At 70.0% G+C, this 20,379-nt stretch carries 18 protein-coding genes; 9 read left to right on the forward strand and 9 right to left on the reverse strand.

Annotated features, from left to right (window positions below):
• Window positions 1–50: 50 nt before the first annotated feature.
• The gene (locus tag AB0H84_RS09745; protein ID WP_357600846.1) at window positions 51–1,304 is read right to left on the reverse strand and encodes a cytochrome P450; all 1,254 of its coding nucleotides are present in this window, start codon (window positions 1,302–1,304) and stop codon (window positions 51–53) included.
• Window positions 1,305–1,346: 42 nt separating this feature from the next.
• Window positions 1,347–2,891 (reverse strand): GMC family oxidoreductase N-terminal domain-containing protein, encoded by a 1,545-nt coding sequence (locus tag AB0H84_RS09750; RefSeq protein ID WP_357600849.1) that lies wholly within the window; start codon window positions 2,889–2,891, stop codon window positions 1,347–1,349.
• A gap of 143 nt (window positions 2,892–3,034) precedes the next feature.
• Here AB0H84_RS09750 and AB0H84_RS09755 point away from each other — a divergent pair, with 143 nt between their 5' ends.
• From AB0H84_RS09755 to AB0H84_RS09770, 4 genes are all read left to right on the forward strand, one after another.
• Entirely contained in the window at window positions 3,035–4,570 is a 1,536-nt protein-coding gene (locus AB0H84_RS09755) for a long-chain fatty acid--CoA ligase (RefSeq protein WP_357600852.1), read from the forward strand.
• Entirely contained in the window at window positions 4,567–5,244 is a 678-nt protein-coding gene (locus AB0H84_RS09760; protein ID WP_357600855.1) for an HAD-IA family hydrolase, read from the forward strand. Before AB0H84_RS09755 ends, AB0H84_RS09760 begins: the two co-directional genes overlap by 4 nt.
• Before the next feature lie 27 nt (window positions 5,245–5,271).
• Window positions 5,272–6,216, forward strand: a complete 945-nt coding sequence (locus AB0H84_RS09765) for a phosphotransferase (RefSeq protein ID WP_357600858.1) — start codon at window positions 5,272–5,274, stop codon at window positions 6,214–6,216.
• 74 nt (window positions 6,217–6,290) lie between these two features.
• Window positions 6,291–6,416, forward strand: coding sequence for a hypothetical protein (locus AB0H84_RS09770; protein ID WP_357600861.1), 126 nt, complete (start codon window positions 6,291–6,293; stop codon window positions 6,414–6,416).
• A 92-nt stretch (window positions 6,417–6,508) separates the two neighbouring features.
• Here AB0H84_RS09770 and AB0H84_RS09775 read toward each other — a convergent pair whose 3' ends face one another.
• The 4 genes from AB0H84_RS09775 to AB0H84_RS09790 form a co-directional block, all read right to left on the reverse strand.
• Window positions 6,509–7,768 (reverse strand): cyclopropane-fatty-acyl-phospholipid synthase family protein, encoded by a 1,260-nt coding sequence (locus tag AB0H84_RS09775; RefSeq protein ID WP_357600863.1) that lies wholly within the window; start codon window positions 7,766–7,768, stop codon window positions 6,509–6,511.
• A gap of 3 nt (window positions 7,769–7,771) precedes the next feature.
• Entirely contained in the window at window positions 7,772–9,121 is a 1,350-nt protein-coding gene (locus AB0H84_RS09780) for an FAD-binding oxidoreductase (RefSeq protein ID WP_357600866.1), read from the reverse strand.
• A gap of 135 nt (window positions 9,122–9,256) precedes the next feature.
• A complete protein-coding gene (locus tag AB0H84_RS09785) occupies window positions 9,257–10,240 on the reverse strand; it encodes an NAD(P)-dependent oxidoreductase (RefSeq protein ID WP_357600869.1) in 984 nt (327 codons plus the stop codon).
• Complete coding sequence (locus AB0H84_RS09790) at window positions 10,237–11,775, reverse strand: serine/threonine-protein kinase (RefSeq protein WP_357600872.1); 1,539 nt, start codon at window positions 11,773–11,775, stop codon at window positions 10,237–10,239. Before AB0H84_RS09790 ends, AB0H84_RS09785 begins: the two co-directional genes overlap by 4 nt.
• A 119-nt stretch (window positions 11,776–11,894) precedes the next feature.
• Between AB0H84_RS09790 and AB0H84_RS09795 the strand changes: the two genes are divergently transcribed.
• Window positions 11,895–13,016: a CaiB/BaiF CoA-transferase family protein gene (locus tag AB0H84_RS09795; RefSeq protein ID WP_357600875.1), complete on the forward strand. Its 1,122-nt coding sequence runs from the start codon at window positions 11,895–11,897 to the stop codon at window positions 13,014–13,016.
• Here the strand turns inward: AB0H84_RS09795 and AB0H84_RS09800 are convergent.
• A complete protein-coding gene (locus AB0H84_RS09800) occupies window positions 12,971–14,203 on the reverse strand; it encodes an FAD-dependent monooxygenase (protein ID WP_357600878.1) in 1,233 nt (410 codons plus the stop codon). The genes AB0H84_RS09795 and AB0H84_RS09800 overlap by 46 nt on opposite strands.
• A gap of 77 nt (window positions 14,204–14,280) precedes the next feature.
• On the opposite strand from AB0H84_RS09800, the gene AB0H84_RS09805 reads away from it, so the two are divergent.
• The gene (locus AB0H84_RS09805; RefSeq protein ID WP_357600881.1) at window positions 14,281–14,799 is read left to right on the forward strand and encodes a TetR/AcrR family transcriptional regulator; all 519 of its coding nucleotides are present in this window, start codon (window positions 14,281–14,283) and stop codon (window positions 14,797–14,799) included.
• 1 nt (window position 14,800) lies between these two features.
• Here AB0H84_RS09805 and AB0H84_RS09810 read toward each other — a convergent pair whose 3' ends face one another.
• Window positions 14,801–15,253 (reverse strand): effector binding domain-containing protein, encoded by a 453-nt coding sequence (locus tag AB0H84_RS09810; protein ID WP_357600884.1) that lies wholly within the window; start codon window positions 15,251–15,253, stop codon window positions 14,801–14,803.
• Between the two features lie 96 nt (window positions 15,254–15,349).
• Between AB0H84_RS09810 and AB0H84_RS09815 the strand changes: the two genes are divergently transcribed.
• The gene (locus tag AB0H84_RS09815) at window positions 15,350–16,789 is read left to right on the forward strand and encodes a GuaB1 family IMP dehydrogenase-related protein (RefSeq protein ID WP_357600885.1); all 1,440 of its coding nucleotides are present in this window, start codon (window positions 15,350–15,352) and stop codon (window positions 16,787–16,789) included.
• Window positions 16,790–16,941: 152 nt separating this feature from the next.
• Here AB0H84_RS09815 and AB0H84_RS09820 read toward each other — a convergent pair whose 3' ends face one another.
• A complete protein-coding gene (locus AB0H84_RS09820; protein WP_357600888.1) occupies window positions 16,942–17,697 on the reverse strand; it encodes an SDR family oxidoreductase in 756 nt (251 codons plus the stop codon).
• 72 nt (window positions 17,698–17,769) lie between these two features.
• Between AB0H84_RS09820 and AB0H84_RS09825 the strand changes: the two genes are divergently transcribed.
• Both AB0H84_RS09825 and AB0H84_RS09830 read left to right on the forward strand, forming a co-directional pair.
• Window positions 17,770–18,144, forward strand: coding sequence for an FKBP-type peptidyl-prolyl cis-trans isomerase (locus tag AB0H84_RS09825; protein WP_344989322.1), 375 nt, complete (start codon window positions 17,770–17,772; stop codon window positions 18,142–18,144).
• 444 nt (window positions 18,145–18,588) lie between these two features.
• Entirely contained in the window at window positions 18,589–20,112 is a 1,524-nt protein-coding gene (locus tag AB0H84_RS09830) for an ATP-dependent DNA ligase (protein WP_357600891.1), read from the forward strand.
• Window positions 20,113–20,379: the final 267 nt, after the last annotated feature.

Raw genomic sequence — 20,379 nt, forward strand, 5'->3', positions numbered from 1 at the left:
AACCTAGCATTCGGCCCGCCCCAGGAGCACCTGGTCCGGCGCGCCGCCGGTCAGAAGGTGTAGCGCATGTGCTTGATGCCGTTGATGAAGTTGGAGAGCAGGTAGTCGGGCTCGCCCACGGACTTGATGTGGGGCAGCCGGGTGTACAGCTCCCGGAACATCACGGTCATCTCCCTGCGCGCCAGGTGCGCGCCCAGGCAGTAGTGCGGCCCGGGGCCGCCGAACCCGACGTGGGGGTTGGGGTCGCGGGTGATGTCGAACGTGTCCGGGTCCGAGAAGACCGCCTCATCGCGGTTGGCGGAGTTGTAGAAGAGCAGAACCTTGTCGCCCTTCTTGTACCGCATGCCGTTCATCTCGTGGTCCTGCGTCAGCGTGCGGCGGAACTGGATCACCGGCGTGGAGTACCGGATGATCTCGTCGCACGCGGCGACGATGTGGCCCTCGAAGTTGTTCATCAGGATCGCGCGCTGGTCGGCGTGGTCGGTGAAGAGCTTGAGGCCGTGCGCGATCGCGTTGCGGGTGGTCTCGCTGCCCGCCACCACGAGCAGGATGAAGAACGAGCCCAGCTGCTGCGGGGTGAGCCGTTCCTCGCCGTTGACCAGCAGGCTCACCAGGTCGCCCGTGGGCCGCTTGCGGCGCTCGTCGCCCAGGCGGGCGGCCAGCCGGTTGAGCGCGTAGCCGGCGCGCATCAGCTTGGCCAGGCCCTTGGCGACGTTGCGGCGGGTGAGATCGGGGGCGACGCCGGAGTACTCGGGGTCGGCGTTGCCGAGGATGACGTTGGTGTTCTGCAGCACCATGTCATGAGATTCGGGCGGAATCCCCATCATGTCGCAGATGACCCGTACGGGAAGCCTGGCGGCCACCTGAGCGACGAAGTCGCCCGGACCGGCCTCGATCGCCTTGTCCACGATCTCGGCGGCGGCCCTGGCCAGGTCCTCTTCCATCTTCGACAGGATGCGCGGCGTGAACGCCCTGGACACGATCCGGCGTAACTGGGCGTGCCGGGGGTCGTCCATGTTGATCATGGAGCCGAAGTACTGGCTCAGCCAGCGCGGCATGTCCGGAATGCTGTTGGAGCACGGCTCGCTGCTGAACACGGCCGCGTTCCTGCTGGCTTCGATCACGTCGGCGTGGCGTACGAGCGCGTAGAAGCCCGGGCCGCCGCCGATGAACGGCACGACCTGCTCCCGCATGAAGACCGGGCGCTCCATCTGCCTCAGCCTGCGAAAGGCCTCTGCACGCTCGGCCTGCGGCAGACCCCAGAACGGGATCTGCGACAGGTCCAGGTCCGCGGTCAGCGTCATACCACCCAAGCCTTCTGCAAGTAACCACTTACGTCAAGGTACTTAAGGCGCCTTCCTTATCAAATCAGCGCCTTTCTCGCCGATCATAATGGCCGGTGCGTGAGTGTGTCCGCGATTCAACGTCGGCATGATCGAGACGTCCACCACTCTGAGCCCCTCGACGCCGCGTACCCGGAGCGCGGGGTCGACCACGGACGCGTCGTCGGTCCCCATGCGGCAGGTGCCGACCGGGTGGTAGAGCGTCTCGCCGCGCTCGCGGACCCACCGCGCCAGCTCCTCGTCGCTCTCCGGCGCCCAGTACGGCGCCATCGGCCCGCCCGCGTACGGCTTCATCGCCGCCGTGGCGAAGACCTGCTTGGCCATCTTCAGCCCTGCGACCAGGCGCTTGGCATCGGCCTCCGCGCTCAGGTAGGCGGGGTCGATGACGACGTCCCTGCCGTTGAGCCCGACCCTGCCGCGGCTCTCCGGCTGCAGCAGCACGACGCCGACGGTGAGCCCGTGGCCGGTCGGCGGGGTGAGCCCGTGGTCGACGAACGGCACGGGAGCGAAGATCAGCTCGACGTCGGGCGCGGGCTCCTCCTCCGAGGTCCTGATGAACGCGACGGCCTCCCCCACATTCGTGGTGAGCATGCCGGAGCGCAGGACGATGTACCGCAGCAGGTTGCTGATCGACTCGGCCTTGGTCAGCGTCACCGGCTGCTTGCACTCGACGAACACGCCGCTCGAGAGGTGGTCCTGCAGGTTCTTGCCGACCTCGGGCAGCTCGTGCACGATCGCGACCCCGGCGTCGCGGAGCTCGCCGGGCGCGCCCACGCCGGAACGCATCAGCAGGTACGGCGAGCCGATCGTCCCGGCGGACAGGATGACCTCCCTCCTGGCCCTGACCTGGGCGCCGCCGCTGTGCTCGACGCCGGTCGCGCGCCTGCCGTCGAACACCACCCGGTCCACGGTCGCCCCGGTGATCACCTGGAGGTTCGGCCGCGACGCGGCCGGGCGCAGGTAGGCGTCGGCCGAGCTCCACCTGCGGCCGCGGTGCTGCGTGACGGGCGTGGGGCAGTAGCCCTCGTTGGAGCGCCCGTTCAGCTCGCCGAGCCGGGTGAGGCCGAGCTCCTCGCAGGCCCGCAGGAAGGCGGCGGTGGTGACGTTGGGGCTGCGCAACTCGGAGATGTAGAGGGGCCCCGAGGTGCCGTAGACCTCGCCCTCGTTGCTGCCGACGCGGTGCTCGGCCCTGGTGAAGTAGGGCAGGACGTCGTCGTACGACCAGCCGGGGATGGCCCACTGGTCGTAGTCGCGCTGGCAGCCGCGCACCCACATCTGGGCGTTGAGCGAGGACGAGCCGCCGATCACCCGGCCTCTCGGCCAGTAGAGCGTCCGGCCGGACATCTCGCTCTGCTTGGCCGTGGAGTAGTTCCAGTCGTAGTCGGTCTTGAAGAGCTTGGCGAAGCCCGCGGGCATGCGGATCTCCAGCTTGTCGTCCTTGCCGCCCGCCTCGACCAGCGCGACCGACACGGCGGGGTCCTCCGAGAGCCGGTTGGCCAGCACGCACCCTGCGGACCCCGCTCCTACGATCACGTAGTCGTACTCCATGGCTCCTCCAAGTAACTTGGTACTTGCTTACTCCAGGGGGGCGGACGCGTCCATATCCAGTTGTGACCTCGCTTTACCTACCGGTCGGTATGAGGAGGCTGCGAGGATGGCGCTCGAAGCCCGGCTTAGAGGAGGAAGGCGTCATGCTCAACCTGTCCATCGTCCTCGAGGACAGCGCCAGGAACACCCCCGACGGCACGGCCGTCGTCTTCGGCGACATGCGGCTCCCGTACTCCATGATCGACACCGTCGCCAACCAGGTCGCGAACCTGCTGGTCGCACGGGGTGTCGGCAAGGGGGACAAGGTGGCGCTGGCGTGCCCGAACCTGCCGTACTTCCCGTTCGTCTACTTCGGCATCCTGAAGGCCGGAGCCGCGGTGGTGCCGCTCAACGTGCTGCTGCAGTCGCGGGAGATCGCCTACCACCTTGAGGACAGCGACGCCAAGGCGCTGTTCTGCTTCGAGGGCACGCCCGAGCTGCCGCTGGGCGAGCGGGGCAAGGCCGGTTTCGAGGCGGCCCCGGGCTGCGAGCACTTCTTCGTGCTGCCCGCCACGCCGCTCGCGACCGAGTCCCCGTACGGCGAGTCGATCTGGGCGGCGCTGGGCGGCATGGCGAGCGAGTTCGAGACCGTGCAGACGGCCCCCGACGACACCGCGGTGATCCTCTACACCTCGGGCACCACGGGACAGCCCAAGGGCGCCGAGCTCAGCCACCAGAACATGCTGCTGAACGCCATGGTCAACGACAAGATGTTCCCCCGCACCGAGGGCGGGGACACCTACCTGGCGGTGCTGCCGCTGTTCCACTCCTTCGGCCAGACCGTGGTCATGAACACCGGCTTCCTGCGCGGCGCCACCGTCGTGCTGATGCCGCGCTTCGACCCGGGCGACGCGCTCGCGCTCATGGCCAAGGAGGGCGTCACGTTCTTCGCCGGGGTGCCCACGATGTACTGGGGCCTGCTCACCAAGATCCACGCGGACGGCGCGGAGGCGCCCCGCACGCTCCGGGTCGCCGTCGCGGGCGGCGCGTCCTCACCGGGGGAGGTGCTCAAGGACTTCGAGCGCACCTTCGGCATCGGCATCCTGGAGGGGTACGGCCTGTCGGAGACGTCGCCGGTGGCCAGCTTCAACCAGATCCACCGCCCCACCAAGCCCGGCACGATCGGCTTCCCCATCTGGGGCGTGGAGATGAAGCTGATCGACGGCGACTGGAAGACCGTCGAGGGCGAGGGCCCCGGCGAGATCGCCATCCGCGGCCACAACATCATGAAGGGCTACTACGGCCGTCCGGAGGCCACCGCCGAGGTGATGAAGGACGGCTGGTTCCGCACGGGCGACATCGCGACCCGTGACGCGGACGGCTACTACTCGATCATCGACCGGGCCAAGGACATGATCATCCGGGGCGGCTTCAACGTCTATCCGCGCGAGCTCGAAGAGGTCCTGCTGACCCACGAGGCCGTGTCGCTGGCCGCCGTGGTGGGGGTGCCGCACGAGTCGCACGGCGAGGAGATCAAGGCGTACGTCATCCGCACGCCCGGCTCGACGATCACCGAGGACGAGCTGATCGCGTGGTGCAAGGAGAACATGGCGGCCTACAAGTACCCCCGGATCGTCGAGTTCCGCGATTCGCTGCCCATGACGGCCACGGGCAAGATCCTCAAGCGCGAGCTCCGTTGACCGGCCTGCCCGCGGGCCCGAGCGCCACGACGCGGCCCCTCGTGCTCTTCGACCTGGACAACACGCTGGTCGACCGGCTGGGCGCGTTCAAGGTGTGGGCCGCCGAGTTCGCCGCCTCGCGGGGGCTGGGGGAGGAGGCGGTGCCGTGGATGGTGGCGCTGGACGCGGACGGCTCCCTGCCCATGGACGCCTTCTTCGCGCTGGTACGCGACCGGTTCGGGCTGGCCGAGCCGGTCGAGGCGCTGTGGGCGGCGTACCGGGCGCGGCTGCCGTTCCTGGTCTCGTGCCCTGCCGACGTGCTGGACGGCCTCGACCTGCTGCGGGCGGCCGGGTGGGCGGTGGGGATCGCGACGAACGGGATGGCCGACAACCAGATCGGCAAGCTCCGTCGGACCGGGCTGGCGGACCGGGTGGACGGGTGGGCGATCTCGGGGGCGGAGGGCGTACGGAAGCCGGACGCGCGACTCTTCGAGATCGCCGCCCGGAGGTGCGGCGCGTCGCTCGACACCGGTGGCTGGATCGTCGGGGACGACCCCATCAAGGACATCGCGGGCGGACGGGACGCGGGCCTGCGGACCATCTGGATCGACCGGAAAGAGACCGGCGGAGTGGTGGCGGATCACACGGTGCCCGACGCGCGCTCCGCCATCGAGCTGTTAATCCAGCTGAACTGATCCGGCCGTCCTCGATAGCGTGGCCGGATGCGAGATCGGCCGGACTCTTTCGACGAAGGACTGCTGGGGCCCGCGCTCGGCGCGTGGGGCATCGAGGCGGGCGTGCTGGAGTACGCGCCGGTCGGCTTCGGCGACTACCACTGGGTCGCGGACGGCCGATGGTTCATCACGGTCGCGGACGTACGGCGCCGCGGCTTCGACGGGCTCCGGCTGGCCATGGAGACGGCGGCGGCGCTGCGCGAGGAGGCGGGGCTCGACTTCGTGGTGGCGCCGCTGCGCGCGACCGACGGCACGACGCTCCTGCGGCTCGACCGCCGCCGGTGGGCGATGAGCGTCTTCCCCTTCTCGGACGGGGTCTCCGGCGAGTTCGGGCAGGAGCGGACGGCCGAGGACCGGGCCGCGGTCATCGATCTGCTCGCCGCCCTCCACGCCACCCCGCCGCCCGTCACCGCTCCCCCGCGCCCGCTGGAGCTCTCTGACCGGGCCGGGCTGGAGCAGGCACTGCAGGACTCGGACCCGCCCTGGCTGGGCGGCCCGTACGCGGAGCCCGCCAGGGAGCTGATCGCCGAGCACGCCGGGACGCTGCGCCGCAGGCTCTCGGAGTTCGACCGGATGGCGGCGGACGCCGGCGAGCCCGTCGTGACGCACGGCGAGCCCCACCCCGGCAACCTGCTGCGCTCCGGCGAGCGGCGGCTGCTGGTCGACTGGGACACGGTCGGGCTGGCCCCGCCCGAGCGCGACCTGTGGCTGGTGGCCAGGGACGACGACGACCTCGCCCGGTACGCCGACGCCACCGGCCGCACGCCGAGCCGCGCGGCTCTGGAGCTCTACCGGCTGCGCTGGGCTCTGGATGACGTGGCCGAGTGCGTGGCGTTGTTCCGCTCGCCGCACGGGCACACGCGGGACGCCGAGATCAGCTGGACCGCGCTCACGGACACCCTCGGAGCCCTGGCCGAGCGCGCCGCCATGTGACCACCGGCCTTGTCTCCATGCATACTGTAGCCATATGGTCACCCTAAGGAATCGGGTTCGGCAAAGGAGAGCACGTGGGCAGGCACGCCAAGCCCCATACTCCCAAGGAGGAGCCACCGGAGCCCCAAGAGGACTCCGGGGAGGACGAGGTCCACACGAGCCGGGGCAAGCACGCCAAGGAGAAGCAGCCGGCGCGTTGACGTGTTCCTCTGCTCGGCTGTCCCCCTCGAGTGAGAGCGCCCCGACGCCGGCTGCGTGAGCGTCGGGGCCTCGCTCCGACAGGAAGACCCGGTTACGGCCAGTCGACGGCCGGGCGGAGGGGAACGCCGGAGCGGCCGTTCTCGTCGAGCTTCACGCCCAGGACCTGGTGGAGCTGGACCTTGTTGCGCTCGAAGCCCACGATGCAGCCCGCCATGTACAGGGCCCAGACGCGGGCCGTGCCCATGCCGACCTCCTCGACCGCGTCGTCCCAGTTGGCGTCGAGGTTGTCGCACCAGCCGCGCAGCGTCTTGGCGTAGTGCTCCCTGAGGTTCTCCTCGTGGCGGATCTCGAAGCCCAGGTCCTCCATCTGCCTGATCAGATAGCCGACCGACTCCAGCTCGCCGTCGGGGAAGACGTACCGGTTGATGAAGCCGCCCTTGTTGAACGTCTTCTCCTTTCCGGTCGGCCGGGTGATGCAGTGGTTGAGGAGCCGCCCGCCCGGCTTGAGCTTGCCGTACAGGAAGGAGAAGTAGGAGGGGAGGTTGTCCTTGCCGATGTGCTCGGTCAGGCCGATCGAGCTGACCGCGTCGAAGCCCGTCTCCTTGACGTCGCGGTAGTCCATGAAGCGGACTTCGGCCAGCTCCTGCAGGCCCGCCTCGGCGATCGCCTTCTGCGCGTACTCGGCCTGCTGCCTGCTCAGCGTCACCCCGAGGGCCTTGACGCCGTAGTGCTTGGCGGCGTGCATGACCATGCCGCCCCAGCCGCAGCCGACGTCGAGCAGGCGCATGCCGGGCTTGAGGTCGAGCTTCCGTGCCACCAGGTCGAACTTGGCGAACTGGGCCTCCTCCAGCGTCGCATCCTCCGAGGGGAAGACGGCGCACGTGTACGCCATGGACGGCCCCAGCACCCACTCGTAGAAGCGGTTGGAGACGTCGTAGTGGTGGTGGATGGCCTCCGCGTCACGCTGCTTGGCGTGGCGGGAGCCCAGCCTGGCCAGGGCGCTCTGCCGCATCTCCTGCGGGGGCGGCGGCACGCGCATGAGGAGCGGCTTGACGCCCAGGGCGCGGACGGCCGCGAGCTTCTCCTGGGTGGTCAGGTCGTTGGTGGTGATGTTCCACATGCGGTCGAGCAACGTGTACAGGTCGCCGTGCACGTCGAGGTGACCGGAGATGTACGCCCTCGCGAGGCCCAGCTCGCCCGGCGCCTGCGCCAGGTAGGCGACCGCGATGGGGGATTTGACCTCGATGCCCAGGTCAGCCCCGTCCGGCCCTGCCTTGCTGCCGTCATACGCCTGGAACGCGACGTTCGCTCCCGTGCCGACGATCTTCTCAAAGATGCTTGCCAGAGCCATTGCTCACCTTCCCCGTACACACTTTTCGTACAGGTCCAGCAGGCGACCGTTCGGGTCGTATTCCCGCTTGACCGGCCAATAGGCGTCGCCGTTGTACAGCTCCCAGAACTGCTCGCGAGCGTAGAACGAGGTCGAGTAGAGCGACTTGTGGCCGTCGAGCTCGTGCACCTCTCGCTCTATCAGCTGGTTGTAGTAGCCGTCGAACTGCCCCCGCGGCAGTGGCACCATGCCCCAGAACCCGAAGTTGACGTAGAGCCTGCCCGGCTCCAGGGGGTAGAGCGGCCAGCGGGAGCCGGACCGCAGCGGGCACATCCACACCGGAGTCATGCCCACCTTGTCGTGGAAGAACTCCAGGAACTCCGCCCCGCGCTCGACCGGCGCCTCGACGTCCTGGATGACGGATTCCTGCACGGGCTGGTCGCGCCACCTGTCGATGCGGGCGGTCAGGCCGTACTTCCGGTCGAGCGCCACCAGGCGGCGGTAGACGTCGGAGCGCATCCAGCGGCGTGGCATGAGCGAGCGGACGACGGGCTGCTGCACGCCGAACGCGCGCGAGCACCAGAACCAGTCGGTGTCCCAGCGCCACAGGTAGTCGCGGACGGTCAGCCAGTCACGGTTGCGCTGCCTGATCGACTGGTAGTAAATGCGCATCCCGGTGTAGTCGGAGACGTAGGGGGCGCGCTCGGCGAAGCGGCCGACCGTGATGTACATCTCCTGCGGGCTGAAGTAGACGCCGTCGATGAAGTCGACGCTCTCGCCGTCGTGCACCATGCTGTCGCAGATCTCCTGCATGGCCAGCATGCACTTGGCGGCGTCGGTGAACTTGACGTGCGTCAGGCGCACGTACGGCTGGACCTTGCGCAGCTTGATCCTGATGCGCAGCGCGTAACCGAGCGTGCCGTAGGAGTTGGGGAACGCCCGGAAGAGGTCGCGGTGCTCGTTGTCCTCGCGGGCCACGACGACGCGCCCGTCGCCGGTGAGGATCTCCAGCTCCTCCACCGACTCGTGCGGGAGGCCGTCCCTGAAGCTGGTCGACTCGATGCCGAGACCGGTGACGGCGCCGCCGAGCGTGATCGTCTTGAGCTGCGGCACCACGTACGGCATGAGCCCGTACGGCAGCGTGGCGTCCACCAGATGCTCGTACGTCGTCATGCCCTGGACCTCGGCCGTCATGGTCTCAGGGTCGACGCTGATGACCTCGTCGAGATCCCTGGCCGACAGCTTGGCCGTCCTGCCGGAGTCGCGGAACCGGAAGAGGTTGGACGTGGACTTGGCCAGGCGCGGGGCGGCACCGCCCGGAATCTCGGCGTACGACTGCCGGATCTGCTCTACTGCCCGTTGGTGTGTCGACATCTTCGTCGTCACTGCGTAAGCACCCCCCTTGAGCTGGTAGAGATCGTCGCGTAAGACGGTATCTCTCACGAGCTACCTCGAACAGACCGGGGTCGTTAAAGACACGAAAACTGTTCATAGTGCCAGGTGAAATGCCTATTCGGTAGGCGATTGCGTAAACTTCCTGGAGATCATCGGAGATGCGGAGTTGAGCACGTTCTGCACCTCGCGGCCCGCTATGGCGGCGCCGAGGTTCTCCAGGGTGGCCGTGAGCAGGCGGCCGGTGGCCTCCGGCGTGACGCCCGCGACGTGCGGCGACAGCAGGACGTTCGGCAGGTCACGCAGCGGGTCGTCCGCGGGCAGGGGCTCCACGTCGAAGACGTCGAGCGCGGCGCCGCCCAGCCGGCCCTCGCGCAGGGCCGTGACCAGCGCTTCCTGGTCGACGACGCCGCCCCGCGCGGCGTTCACGAGCAGCGCGCCCTGCTTCATGCGGCGCGGATCCACCAGACCTCGGGTCTCGTCCGAGAGCGCGATCACCACGACCACGACGTCACTGGAGGAGATGAGCGTCGTCAGGTCCTCGAAGGCCGGGTCCTCGCGGGGCGTGCGGGTCCAGTAGGAGACGTGGCAGCCGAGCGCCCGGAACATCTCCGCGCTGGTGGCGCCGATCGGGCCGTGGCCGACGATGCCGACCCGCCGGCCGCGCAGCTCGTGGGGCTGCAGGCCCTGCTGCGGCCACTCGCCCGCGCGTACGGCGGCGTCGGCGGCGGCCAGCTTCCGCGACAGGGACAGGGTGGCGGCCAGGCACCACTCCGAGACCGCCACCGCGCTGACCCCCGGCGTGTTGGCCAGCGGCACCCCGGCCTGCGCCAGGGCGTCCAGGTCGTGGCCGTCCACGCCCACGGACGGCTGCTGCACGAACGCCAGCAGCGGCGCCGCCTTGACCGCCTCGGCGTCCAGCGCGAGCGTGCCCGTCCAGTCGCCGAGCACGATCTCCGCCTCCGGCAGCGCCGCCAGCAGCGCGTCCCTGTCGCGGGCCGCGGGCACGCGGACGGCCACCTGGTCGCCGAGCGGGGCGAGCAGGTGACGCAGGAGCTCCTCGGGGAGCGGGGGCAGGGCGAGCAGGTTCCAGGGGGTCATGCCCCCACAGTAAAGCTGCTGATCACCTGCCGCATCAGCCCCTTGTTACGCATCCACTGGGCCTCGGTGGCCGTCCAGGACAGGATGTACGCGGCGTCACCGATCGCCACGACCCGGCGTACCTCGTGGTACCGGGTGCCCGGCGTGACCCAGCGGGCGTCGCCCCCGGCGCCCGCGGTCCAGGAGAACTCCCACTCGACGGCCTTGGTGCCCTGGTGCACGACCACCCTGCGGCCGCGGTTGACGACGTCCTGGGCGTTCTGCTTGAACGTCTCCTCCGAGTCGCGCAGGACCTGGTTCGGGTCGGTGTTGGAGTAGACGGCCTCGACGCCGAAATGCGCGCTCCTGTCCCGGCGGGTCCATTCGGTGTACGCCTCGCTGAGCGAGCCCCGCCAGCCGGTCGGCCGCATGATCGACCAGCCGTCACGCGACTTCCACGCCCGGATGAGCGGGACGGCCCGCGTCGCGCTCGGCGTCGGCGTGGGCGTGGCGCTCGGCTCGGACGTCTGCGTGGCCGTCGGCGTGAGCGGGCTGGTCGCGGCGGCGGGCTGGGCGGTGGCGCGCGGCGCGCCCTCCGCCGGGGAGGCGAGCTTGAAGTACGCCACCGTGCCGCCCGCGAGCACCACCACCGCGGCCGCGGCCGCCGCGAGCAGGGTCCGCCCGCGGCCTCCGCCCGGCTTCTTCTCCGGAACGTCCTGGTCGTCGTAGGCGGGCCTGGTCGCGAGGATGGCGGCGAGCAGCCGGTCGGCCTCCTCGGCGGTCACCCGCTGCTCCGGCTCCTTCTGCAGGAGCCCCTTGAGGACGGGGTGCATGGCCGGCGGGATCCTGCGGTAGTCGGGCTCCTCGCTGAGCAGCGCGTTGAGCGTCGCCATGGGGTCGCCCCGCTCGAACGGCGAGCGCCCCACCATGCACGCGTACAGCGTGGCGCCCAGCGACCACAGGTCCGAGGGCGGCCCCGCGTTCTCGGCGCGGACCCGCTCGGGGGCGAGGAAGCTCGGCGAGCCGGTCACCATGCCGGTCTTGGTGAGCGAGGGGTCGCCCTCGACCTGGGCGATGCCGAAGTCCATCAGCACGGCCCGGCCGTCGTCGGCCAGCAGGATGTTGGCCGGCTTGACGTCCCGGTGCAGGATGCCCGCCTCGTGGGCCGTCTTCAGCGCGGACAGCACCTGCCGGCCCAGATCGGCCGCCTCCCGCACCGGGAGCGCGCCCGAGGTGAGGACGACCTCCTCGACCGTCGGGTGGCGCACCAGCTCCATCACGATCCACGGCCGGCCGCCCTCCTCGACGACGTCGTAGATCGCGACGACGGAGGGGTGGTTCAGCTTGGCCGCGGTACGGGCCTCGCGGGCGGTCCTCAGGAGCTGGCGCTCCTGCTCGCCCGGCGACAACCCCTCGGGCAGCAGCACCTCTTTGATGGCGACCTGCCGGTTGAGCAGGGTGTCCTGCCCTTCCCACACGACGCCCATGCCGCCACGGCCCAGTTCACGTACTAACTGGTAGCGGGCTGCGATGAGCCGGTTGCTATCCGAAACCATGTCCTACCCCTGTAGACCACCCGAACATAGTGGGCAAGTTTCCCATACCTCCCACGCCTTCGCCGGAAGGTCGCCAAGGCCGCTTGCAACAGATCACCGAATGTTGTTCTACTGGAGGGATGCCTGATGTTCGTAGCGGCCCGCTGGCCGGAGTGCGCGTGCTGGAGCTGGCCGGGCTCGCCCCGGGGCCGTTCGCCGGGATGATGCTGGCCGACCACGGTGCCGAGGTGCTGCGGGTGGACAGGGTCAAGGCGGTCTCCGACCGGCCGCGCGGCGACGTCATGGACCGCGGCAAGCACACAATCGGGCTGGACCTGAAGGCGCCCGAGGGCGTGGCGGCGTTCAAGGAGCTCGCGCGCCACGCCGACGTGGTGATCGAGGTGTTCCGGCCGGGCGTGGCCGAGCGGCTCGGCATCGGCCCCGAGGACCTGCACGCCGTGAACGAGCGGATCGTCTACGGCCGGATGACCGGCTGGGGACAGGACGGGCCGCTGGCGCCCACGGCCGGGCACGACATCGACTACATCGCCGTCTCCGGCGTCCTGTCGATGCTGGGCCGCGAAGGCGGCAAGCCGACCCCGCCGATCAACATCCTCGGCGACTTCGCGGGCGGCGGGCTCATGCTCGCGTACGGGGTGCTGCTCGCCCTGTTCGAGCGCGAGCGCACCGGCAAGGGGCGGGTGATCGACGCGGCGATGGTGGACGGCGCGGCGATCCTGTTCTCGATGTTCTACCAGGCCGCGCAGAGCGGTCATTGGGGGCCGCGCGGGACGAACCTTCTCGACACGGGCGCCCCGCAGTACGACACGTACGAGACGGCCGACGGCCTGTTCGTGGCCGTGGGGTCGCTGGAGCCGCAGTTCTGGGAGGCGATGGTCACCCTGATGGGGCTGGCCGACCTGCCCGACAGGAAGGACAGGGCGCAGTGGCCGGCGCTGCGGACCCGCCTGGCCGAGGAGTTCAGGAAGCGGACGCGGGCGGAGTGGGAGGCGCTGTTCGAGGGCTCGGACGCGTGCGTCTTCCCTGTGCTCTCCATGGGCGAGGCCGCCTCCCACCCGCACAACACCGCACGGGGCTCCTTCGTCGAGGTCGGCGGCGTCATCCAGCCGGTGCCCGCGCCGCGTCTGCTCGGCGTCCCCGTGCAGGACCTCTCCCCCGCCACCCGCCTCACCGACCTGTCCCGGTGGGGGCTGTCTCAGGAGGAGGCGGAGAAGTTGCGCGGCCACGGGGTGCTGGCGTAGTCCTTCAGCGCGATCGAGTCGTGCAGGCGCACGCCCCTGCTGCTGATCTTGGCGGCCGCCGTGGTGAGCGCCACCGGGAGATGGTTGATCAGCCGTAGGAGCCCGGTGAGCGCCCACAGGTCGAACCGGGTGCCCGGGACGATGCGCTTGGCCGCGTTGACGGCGAACGTGCGGCTGCGGCGTACGTAGTCGCCGATCTCTGCCTCGTAGGCGGGGAAGGCCCGCGTGTGATCGCCGCCGTACGCGGCCAGCTCGCCCGCCAGGATGTACGCCCCCACGACCGCCAGGCTCGTGCTCCCGCCGACGGCCGGGCCGGGACAGTGGCCGGCGTCGCCCACGAGTGTCACCCGGCCGCGCGACCAGGTGTCCAGGCGGAGCTGGGTGATCGAGTCGAAGTAGAAGGCGAGCGTGCGGTCCAGCTCCTCCAAGAGCTGAGGCACCTGCCGGCCCATGCCCTCGAAGTGGGCGCGCAGCAGCTCCTTCTGCCGGGGGACGTCCCGATGGTGGTAGTCGAGCGGCCGTGGCGTCCTGAAGAAGAATCCGGCCCGCCCTTCGTCCATGTGCCTGGCACCGTAGACCCCCGCCATCCTGCCGACTCCCGCGACGAGCTCCATGCGGCCGTCGAGCTCGCGGTGGCCGGGCACCGAGACGATGGCCAGGTAGGCCCCCAGCCAGGTGGTGAAGCGCGACTCCGGGCCGAAGACCAGGCGGCGCACGTTCGAGTGCAGGCCGTCGGCGCCGATGACCAGGTCGAACACGTCCGTCCTACCGCTGTCGAAGGAGACCTCGCCGTCGTCGGAGATCGAGGCGATGGAGTCGCCGAAGACGTACTCGACGTCGTGGCGGGTGGCGTCGTAGAAGATCTCGCTCAGGTCGTCGCGCATGATCTCGACGTGCCGGTCCGAGACAGCCGCCATGACGCGGCGCAGCTCCAGCTCCACCGGCCGCGACTGGCCCTCCCTGTACAGCCTGAGCCACTCGGTGTCCGTCTTCTTCGCCATGACCTGCTCCAGGACGCCCATCTTCTCGACGATGCGCATCGCGGGCCTGAACAGGTCGACCGCGTGGCCGCCCGTCTTGCGCAGCGCCGGGGCCCGCTCCACGACCGTGACGGCGAAGCCGTACCTGGTGAGCCAGTACGCGAGGGCCGGGCCTGCGACGCTCGCGCCGGAGATCAGGATGCGCATGACGCCTCCTTACTTAACGATAGGTAAGTACGAGGCTAGCAGCTTACTTAACGATAGGTAAGGGGTATTCTCGATCCATGCCCAGTGACACGAAGGCACGTATCCAGGAGGTGGCCCGTGAGCTCTTCGTCTCGCAGGGCGTGCAGAACACCAGCCTGCGCCAGATCTCAGACCGGCTGGGCATCACCAAGCCGGCGCTCTACTACCACTTCGCCTCGCGGGACGACCTCGTACGCAGCATCATCGAGCCGATGGTGGAGGACCTCGACCTGTTCGTGGCCACGCGGCGGCCGGGCGACCCCCGGCAGCTGCTCGGCGACTACTTCGAGCTGATCTGGCGGCACCGGGAAGTGATCACCATGATGGTGCGGGATCTGTCCGTGCTGGGCGTGCTCGACCTGGGCACGCGCATGTTCGACTGGCGGCGCCGGGTGATCGCGCTGCTGCTGGGGCCCGGCCTCACGCAGGCGCAGCACATCCGGGCCACGGTGGCGCTGGGCGGCATGTCCGACTGCTCGGTGGAGTACGCGAACCTGCCGATGGACGAGGTCAAGCCGGCGGCCGTCGAAGCGGCGGCCGCCGCACTCGGCCTCTGACCTAGACCGCTATGTACAGGTCCGCACCCTCCGGGTGGTGCACCTCGAGATCCGTGGTGAACGCGCGCGACGGCGTGCCCCCCGACTCCGTGTGCTTCCACACCTGCTGCCACGCGTCCACCAGGGCCTGCGGCATCGGGCCGCGGACCTCCAGCTTCAGCGACTGCGCGGCCGGCACGCGTACGGCGACCATGCCCTCCGGCAGCCTCGGCACGGTGCGCACGCCGGTGCCGACGATCTGCGTGTAAGCCCCGTTGTGGTCGCTCTCGTAGTCGGTCAGCACGGCGTAGAGGTTCTCGTCCACGCGCCCCGGCACATGCGCGAAAGCCCCCGGAGCGCCTGCCCGCTGCCAGAGCGCGGGCAGCTTGGCCTGCGCCGGATCCATCTCGTCGGCATTCGTGGTGCGTACGGCGAAGCCGACCACGATCAGCTCGGCCCGTTCGGTGACGTCCACAGGCCCCTCCTCCCCCAAAAGTGTCCCGGCCGATCATAAGCCCCCCGCGAAACGAGGAACCGCTCGTAGCGACATAACCGCATAAGATGGACGAACGTGAAGTTTCTCAACGGCCTTGAGCCTCATCACGACCTGACCTACAGCGACGTCTTCATGGTCCCGTCGCGCTCCTCGGTCGGTTCCCGGCTCGAGGTCGACCTCTCCACGCACGACGGCACGGGCACCACCATCCCCGTCATCGTCGCCAACATGACCGCGGTCGCCGGCCGGCGCATGGCCGAGACCGTGGCACGGCGGGGCGGCATGGCCGTGATCCCGCAGGACATCCCGCTGGACGTGGTGGCGAACGTGGTCGACTGGGTCAAGAAGCGCGACCTGGTACACGACACGCCGCTCACCCTCACTCCCCACGACACGGTCGGCGAGGCGCTGCAGCTGCTGCCCAAGCGGGCACACGACGCGATCATCGTGGTCGACTGGGACAACCGGCCGGTCGGCGTCGTGACCGAGGCCGACTGCCAGGGCGTCGACATGTACACGCAGCTCTCGCAGGTCATGTCGAGCGAGCTGCTGACGCTGCCCGCCGGGCTCCACCCGCGTACGGCCTTCGACCGGCTGCACGAAGGGCGGCACCGGCTGGCGCCCATCGTGGACGGGGATGGGCGGCTGGTGGGCATCCTCACGCGGCTGGGCGCGCTGCGCGCCACCCTCTACCAGCCCGCGGTCGACGCCCAGGGGCGGCTGCGCATCGCGGCCGCGGTCGGCGTGAACGGCGACGTGGTGGCCAAGGCCAAGGAGCTCCTGGAGGCGGGGATCGACTGCCTGGTCGTCGACACCGCGCACGGCCACCAGGAGAAGATGCTCTCGGCGCTGCGCGCCGTCAGGGCGGTCGAGCCCGGCGTGCCCGTCGCGGCGGGCAACGTGGTGACGGCGGAGGGCGTGCGCGACCTGGTGGACGCGGGGGCCGACATCATCAAGGTCGGGGTCGGGCCCGGCGCGATGTGCACCACGCGGATGATGACCGGGGTCGGCCGGCCGCAGTTCTCCGCGGTGCTGGAGTGCTCGGCCGAGGCCCGGCGGCTGGGGCGGCACGTGTGGGCGGACGGCGGGGTACGCCACCCGCGCGACGTGGCGCTGGCACTGGCCGCGGGGGCGTCGAACGTGATGATCGGTTCGTGGTTCGCAGGGACCTACGAGTCGCCCGGCGACACCCATACCGATGCCAACGGGCGCAAGTACAAGGAGAACTTCGGCATGGCCTCCGCGCGGGCCGTGCGGCTGCGGACGGCCGACGACTCGGCGTTCGAGCGGGCCAGGAAGGCGCTGTTCGAGGAGGGTATCTCGACCTCCCGCATGTACCTGGACCCGAAGCGGCCGAGCGTGGAGGACCAGATCGACGGCATCGTGGCGGGGCTGCGGTCGGCGTGCACGTACGCGGGTGCGTCGAACCTGGAGGAGTTCCACGCCCAGGCCGTCATCGGGGTCCAGGGCTCGTCCGGGTACGCCGAGGGGATGCCGCTGCACCAGAGCTGGTAGCCAGGGTTCTCCGCCGGCGCCGGCGGCCAGCTTCATCGCCAGTCCCGGCGATCAGCTTCATCACCGGTGCCGGCGGCCAGCTTCATCGCCAGTCCCGGCGATCAGCTTCATCACCGGTGCCGGCGGACGACTTCTCCCCCCGGTGCCGGCGGTCAGCTCCTTCGCCAGCCGCCTGCAGCGTGGATTCCGCCGTCCACGTGCAGCGTCGTCCCCGTGACGAACCTGGCCAGGTCGCCGGCCAGGAACACGGCCGCCCCCGCGGCGTCCCCCGGGCCGCCGAGGTGGCCGAGCGGCGGGACGCGTACCGGCTCGTAGGGCAGCGGGCGGGCCAGCATGCGCTCGCGCACGCCCGCCTCGCCCTCGGTCTGGACGGCGTCGGGGGCGATCGCGTTCACCCTGATGCCCCTGGGGGCCAGCTCCAGCGCGAGCGTCTTCGTCAGGCTCTCCAGGGCCGCCTTCATCGCCGCGTACACGGCGAAGCCCGGTGCCGCCTGGTGGGCCTCGCTCGACGTCACGTTGATGATCGAGGCGCCCGGCCGCATCATCGGCAGCAGCTGCCGGGTCATGCCGGTGACCTGCGTGAAGTTCTCCTCGATGAGGATCTGCTCGCCGCGGGGCGAGGTGTCGGCGAACGAGGCGTGGAAAGTGCCGCCCGCGTTGTTGACCAGGACGTCCACGCGGCCCCAGCGCTCGCGTACGGCCTGGGCGAAGATCTCCACCGCCACGTGGTCGCGTACGTCGAGGGTCATCGCCAGCTCGGCGTGCGGCCTGTCGCGGTCGCAGACGGCGACGTGGGCGCCGAGCGCGGCGAACGCCTCGGCGATCGCCAGCCCGATGCCCCTGGCCGCCCCGGTGACAACGGCCACACGGTCGGTGAGCAGAATCGCATCGGGAGAAAGGGCGGCCATGAACGATGACGATATCCCGACCGCATAGAGTCGTCGGGTCTCATTGTCAGCAAACATCAACTGGAGCACTTCGTGGCACTCGACAAGCCCGAGATCGACTTCCCCGAGGGCAACCCGCCCGCCGACCTGGAGATCGTCGACCTGACCGTGGGCGACGGCCCGGAGGCCAAGCCCGGCCACAACGTACGCGTCCACTACGTCGGCGTGGCGTTCTCGACCGGGGAGGAGTTCGACGCGTCGTGGAACCGCGGCGAGGCGTTCGAGTTCCCCCTCGGAGCGGGGCGCGTCATCGCCGGCTGGGACCAGGGCGTCGCGGGCATGAAGGTCGGCGGGCGGCGCAAGCTGGTCATCCCACCGCACCTCGGTTACGGCAGCCGGGGGGCCGGCGCGCGCATCAAGCCGAACGAGACGCTCATCTTCGTCGTCGACCTGCTCGGCGTCAGCTAGCGGCTCTCACGGGGGCGGGCCGCCCCTGACGGCCTCTCACGGCCTCTCACGGCGGCCCGCCCCTTTCTCCGCTTCTCACGGCCTTTCACGGCGGCCCGCCTCTTTCTCCGCCTCTCACGGCCTTTCACGGCGGCCCGCCTCTTTCTCCGCCTCTGTCGCCCTTGCCGCGGCTCTCCCCCACCCGCGCCAAGCGGCCCCATCACTACGGACAGGCGCGAGAGACAGCCACCCGTGCTCACGCACCACAGACGACCACGCCCTCCCGGTCGGGCATGACATCCGCATCCGCATCCCGCCCGTCGGCCTCCGATCTCCAGGCTCCTCCGACGATGCCGGGTGCCGGTGTCGGTACCGGTGCCGGTGCCGGTGCCGTGCCGGGAACAAGGCAGACACTTGGTCGATATCGGGTGGGGAAATGTCGTCGGCGTGAGGCACCATAGGCGTGTGCTTCTGATCGACGTGGTCCGGGTTTCCGAGGCGGTGACGCGCACGTCCGCCCGGCTCGGCAAAGTGGGCCATCTGGCGGAGCTGCTCGGCCGGGTCGGCCCGGACGAGGCGGAGATCGCGATCTCGTACCTCTCCGGTGAGCTGCCCCAGCGGCAGGTGGGCGTGGGCTGGCGCACGCTGGAGGACATCCCCCAGCCCAAGCTGGCCGCCACCGCCACGCTGAGCGCCGTCGACGAGCTGCTGAGCAGGATCAAGGCGGTTTCCGGGCCGGGCTCGCAGGGGGCGCGCAAGGCGCTGGTGGCGGAGCTGTTCGCCGGGCTGACGAGCCAGGAGCAGCAGTTCATGCGCCGGTTGCTCTTCGGCGAGCTGCGGCAGGGCGCGCTCGACGGCGTCATGATCGAGGCGGTGGCCAAGGCGTCCGGCGCACCCTCGGCCGACGTGCGGCGGGCGCTCACGCTGCGCGGCTGGCTCCCCGCCGTGGGCGCGGCCGCGCTGAGCGGCGGGGTCGAGGCGCTGCGCGCGTTCCGGCTCGAGGTGGGGCGGGCGGTCTCGCCCATGCTGGCGGGCAGCGCGCCCAACGTGGCCGCCGCGCTGGACAAGGCCGGGGCCCCTGCGGCGCTGGAGTGGAAGCTCGACGGCATCCGCGTGCAGGCCCACCGCTCGGGCCCGGAGGTGAAGGTCTTCACGCGCACGCTCGACGACATCACGCCGCAGGTCCCCGAGCTGGTCGAGGCCGTGCTCGAGATGCCGTACGACGACCTCGTGCTGGACGGCGAGGTGCTCGCGCTGCGTCCTGACGGGCGGCCGCACCCGTTCCAGGTGACGGCGAGCCGGGTCACCACCAAGACCAACGTCGCGCAGCTGCGCGAGCAGACGCCGCTGAGCGTGTTCTTCTTCGACGCCCTGCGGGTCGACGGCGCCGACCTGCTCGACCTGCCCTATTCGCAGCGCCAGGAGGCGCTGGTGCGCGCGGTCCCCCAGGGCCTGCTGACGCCGCGGCTGGTGACGGGGGACGTGGCCGAGGCTGAGAAGTTCTTCACCGACGTGGTCAAGGCGGGCCACGAGGGGCTGGTGGTCAAGTCACTGGCCTCCCCCTACGCGGCGGGCCGCCGCGGCGCCGGATGGATCAAGGTCAAGCCGCGCCACACGCTCGACCTGGTGGTCCTGGCCGCCGAGTGGGGCCATGGGCGGCGTGAGGGCAAGCTCTCCAACCTCCACCTGGGGGCGCGTGACCCCGCAGGCGGGTTCGTGATGCTCGGCAAGACGTTCAAGGGGCTGACGGACGAGCTGCTGGCCTGGCAGACCGAGCGCTTCCTCGAGCTGGCCGAGGGGCCGACCGACCGGTGGACGGTGACGTTGCGGCCCGAGCTCGTGGTGGAGATCGCCTTCGACGGGGTGCAGCGCTCGCCGCGCTATCCCGGTGGCATGGCCCTCCGGTTCGCGCGGGTTCTCCGTTACCGTCCGGACAAGCGGGTCGAAGATGCGGACACGGTCGATACGGTGCGCTCGCTGATGTTCTAGGCGCTGCCGCCGTTCGCCGCGGCAGCGCCGGCATCAATGGCCAACGAACTCCGAGATCACTATCACTGGAGATCAGCGGCTTGATCGGAATTAGCCGGGTGACATTACCTCCCGGCCGATCAAGCCGCTCTTTCGTGTTTCACCGAATTCCCGAAGATCAACGGTTTGCGCGGGGCATTATAGGCGATCTTCAACCACCAGTGAGATATATCACTGGATGTGGCATTAAGTTGCCTTTACCTGGCCTTTGTCGCATATGTTCGTCCC

The sequence above is a fragment of the Nonomuraea sp. NPDC050786 genome, assembly GCF_040654115.1.
Lineage (GTDB): Bacteria > Actinomycetota > Actinomycetes > Streptosporangiales > Streptosporangiaceae > Nonomuraea.

Coding starts and splice junctions, on each gene's coding strand:
- AB0H84_RS09745 (WP_357600846.1), bottom strand. CDS start 1,304: ATGACGCTGACCGCGGACCTGGACCTGTCGCAGATCCCGTTCTGGGGT.
- AB0H84_RS09750 (WP_357600849.1), bottom strand. CDS start 2,891: ATGGAGTACGACTACGTGATCGTAGGAGCGGGGTCCGCAGGGTGCGTG.
- AB0H84_RS09755 (WP_357600852.1), top strand. CDS start 3,035: ATGCTCAACCTGTCCATCGTCCTCGAGGACAGCGCCAGGAACACCCCC.
- AB0H84_RS09765 (WP_357600858.1), top strand. CDS start 5,272: ATGCGAGATCGGCCGGACTCTTTCGACGAAGGACTGCTGGGGCCCGCG.
- AB0H84_RS09775 (WP_357600863.1), bottom strand. CDS start 7,768: ATGGCTCTGGCAAGCATCTTTGAGAAGATCGTCGGCACGGGAGCGAAC.
- AB0H84_RS09780 (WP_357600866.1), bottom strand. CDS start 9,121: ATGTCGACACACCAACGGGCAGTAGAGCAGATCCGGCAGTCGTACGCC.
- AB0H84_RS09785 (WP_357600869.1), bottom strand. CDS start 10,240: ATGACCCCCTGGAACCTGCTCGCCCTGCCCCCGCTCCCCGAGGAGCTC.
- AB0H84_RS09790 (WP_357600872.1), bottom strand. CDS start 11,775: ATGGTTTCGGATAGCAACCGGCTCATCGCAGCCCGCTACCAGTTAGTA.
- AB0H84_RS09795 (WP_357600875.1), top strand. CDS start 11,895: ATGCCTGATGTTCGTAGCGGCCCGCTGGCCGGAGTGCGCGTGCTGGAG.
- AB0H84_RS09800 (WP_357600878.1), bottom strand. CDS start 14,203: ATGCGCATCCTGATCTCCGGCGCGAGCGTCGCAGGCCCGGCCCTCGCG.
- AB0H84_RS09805 (WP_357600881.1), top strand. CDS start 14,281: ATGCCCAGTGACACGAAGGCACGTATCCAGGAGGTGGCCCGTGAGCTC.
- AB0H84_RS09820 (WP_357600888.1), bottom strand. CDS start 17,697: ATGGCCGCCCTTTCTCCCGATGCGATTCTGCTCACCGACCGTGTGGCC.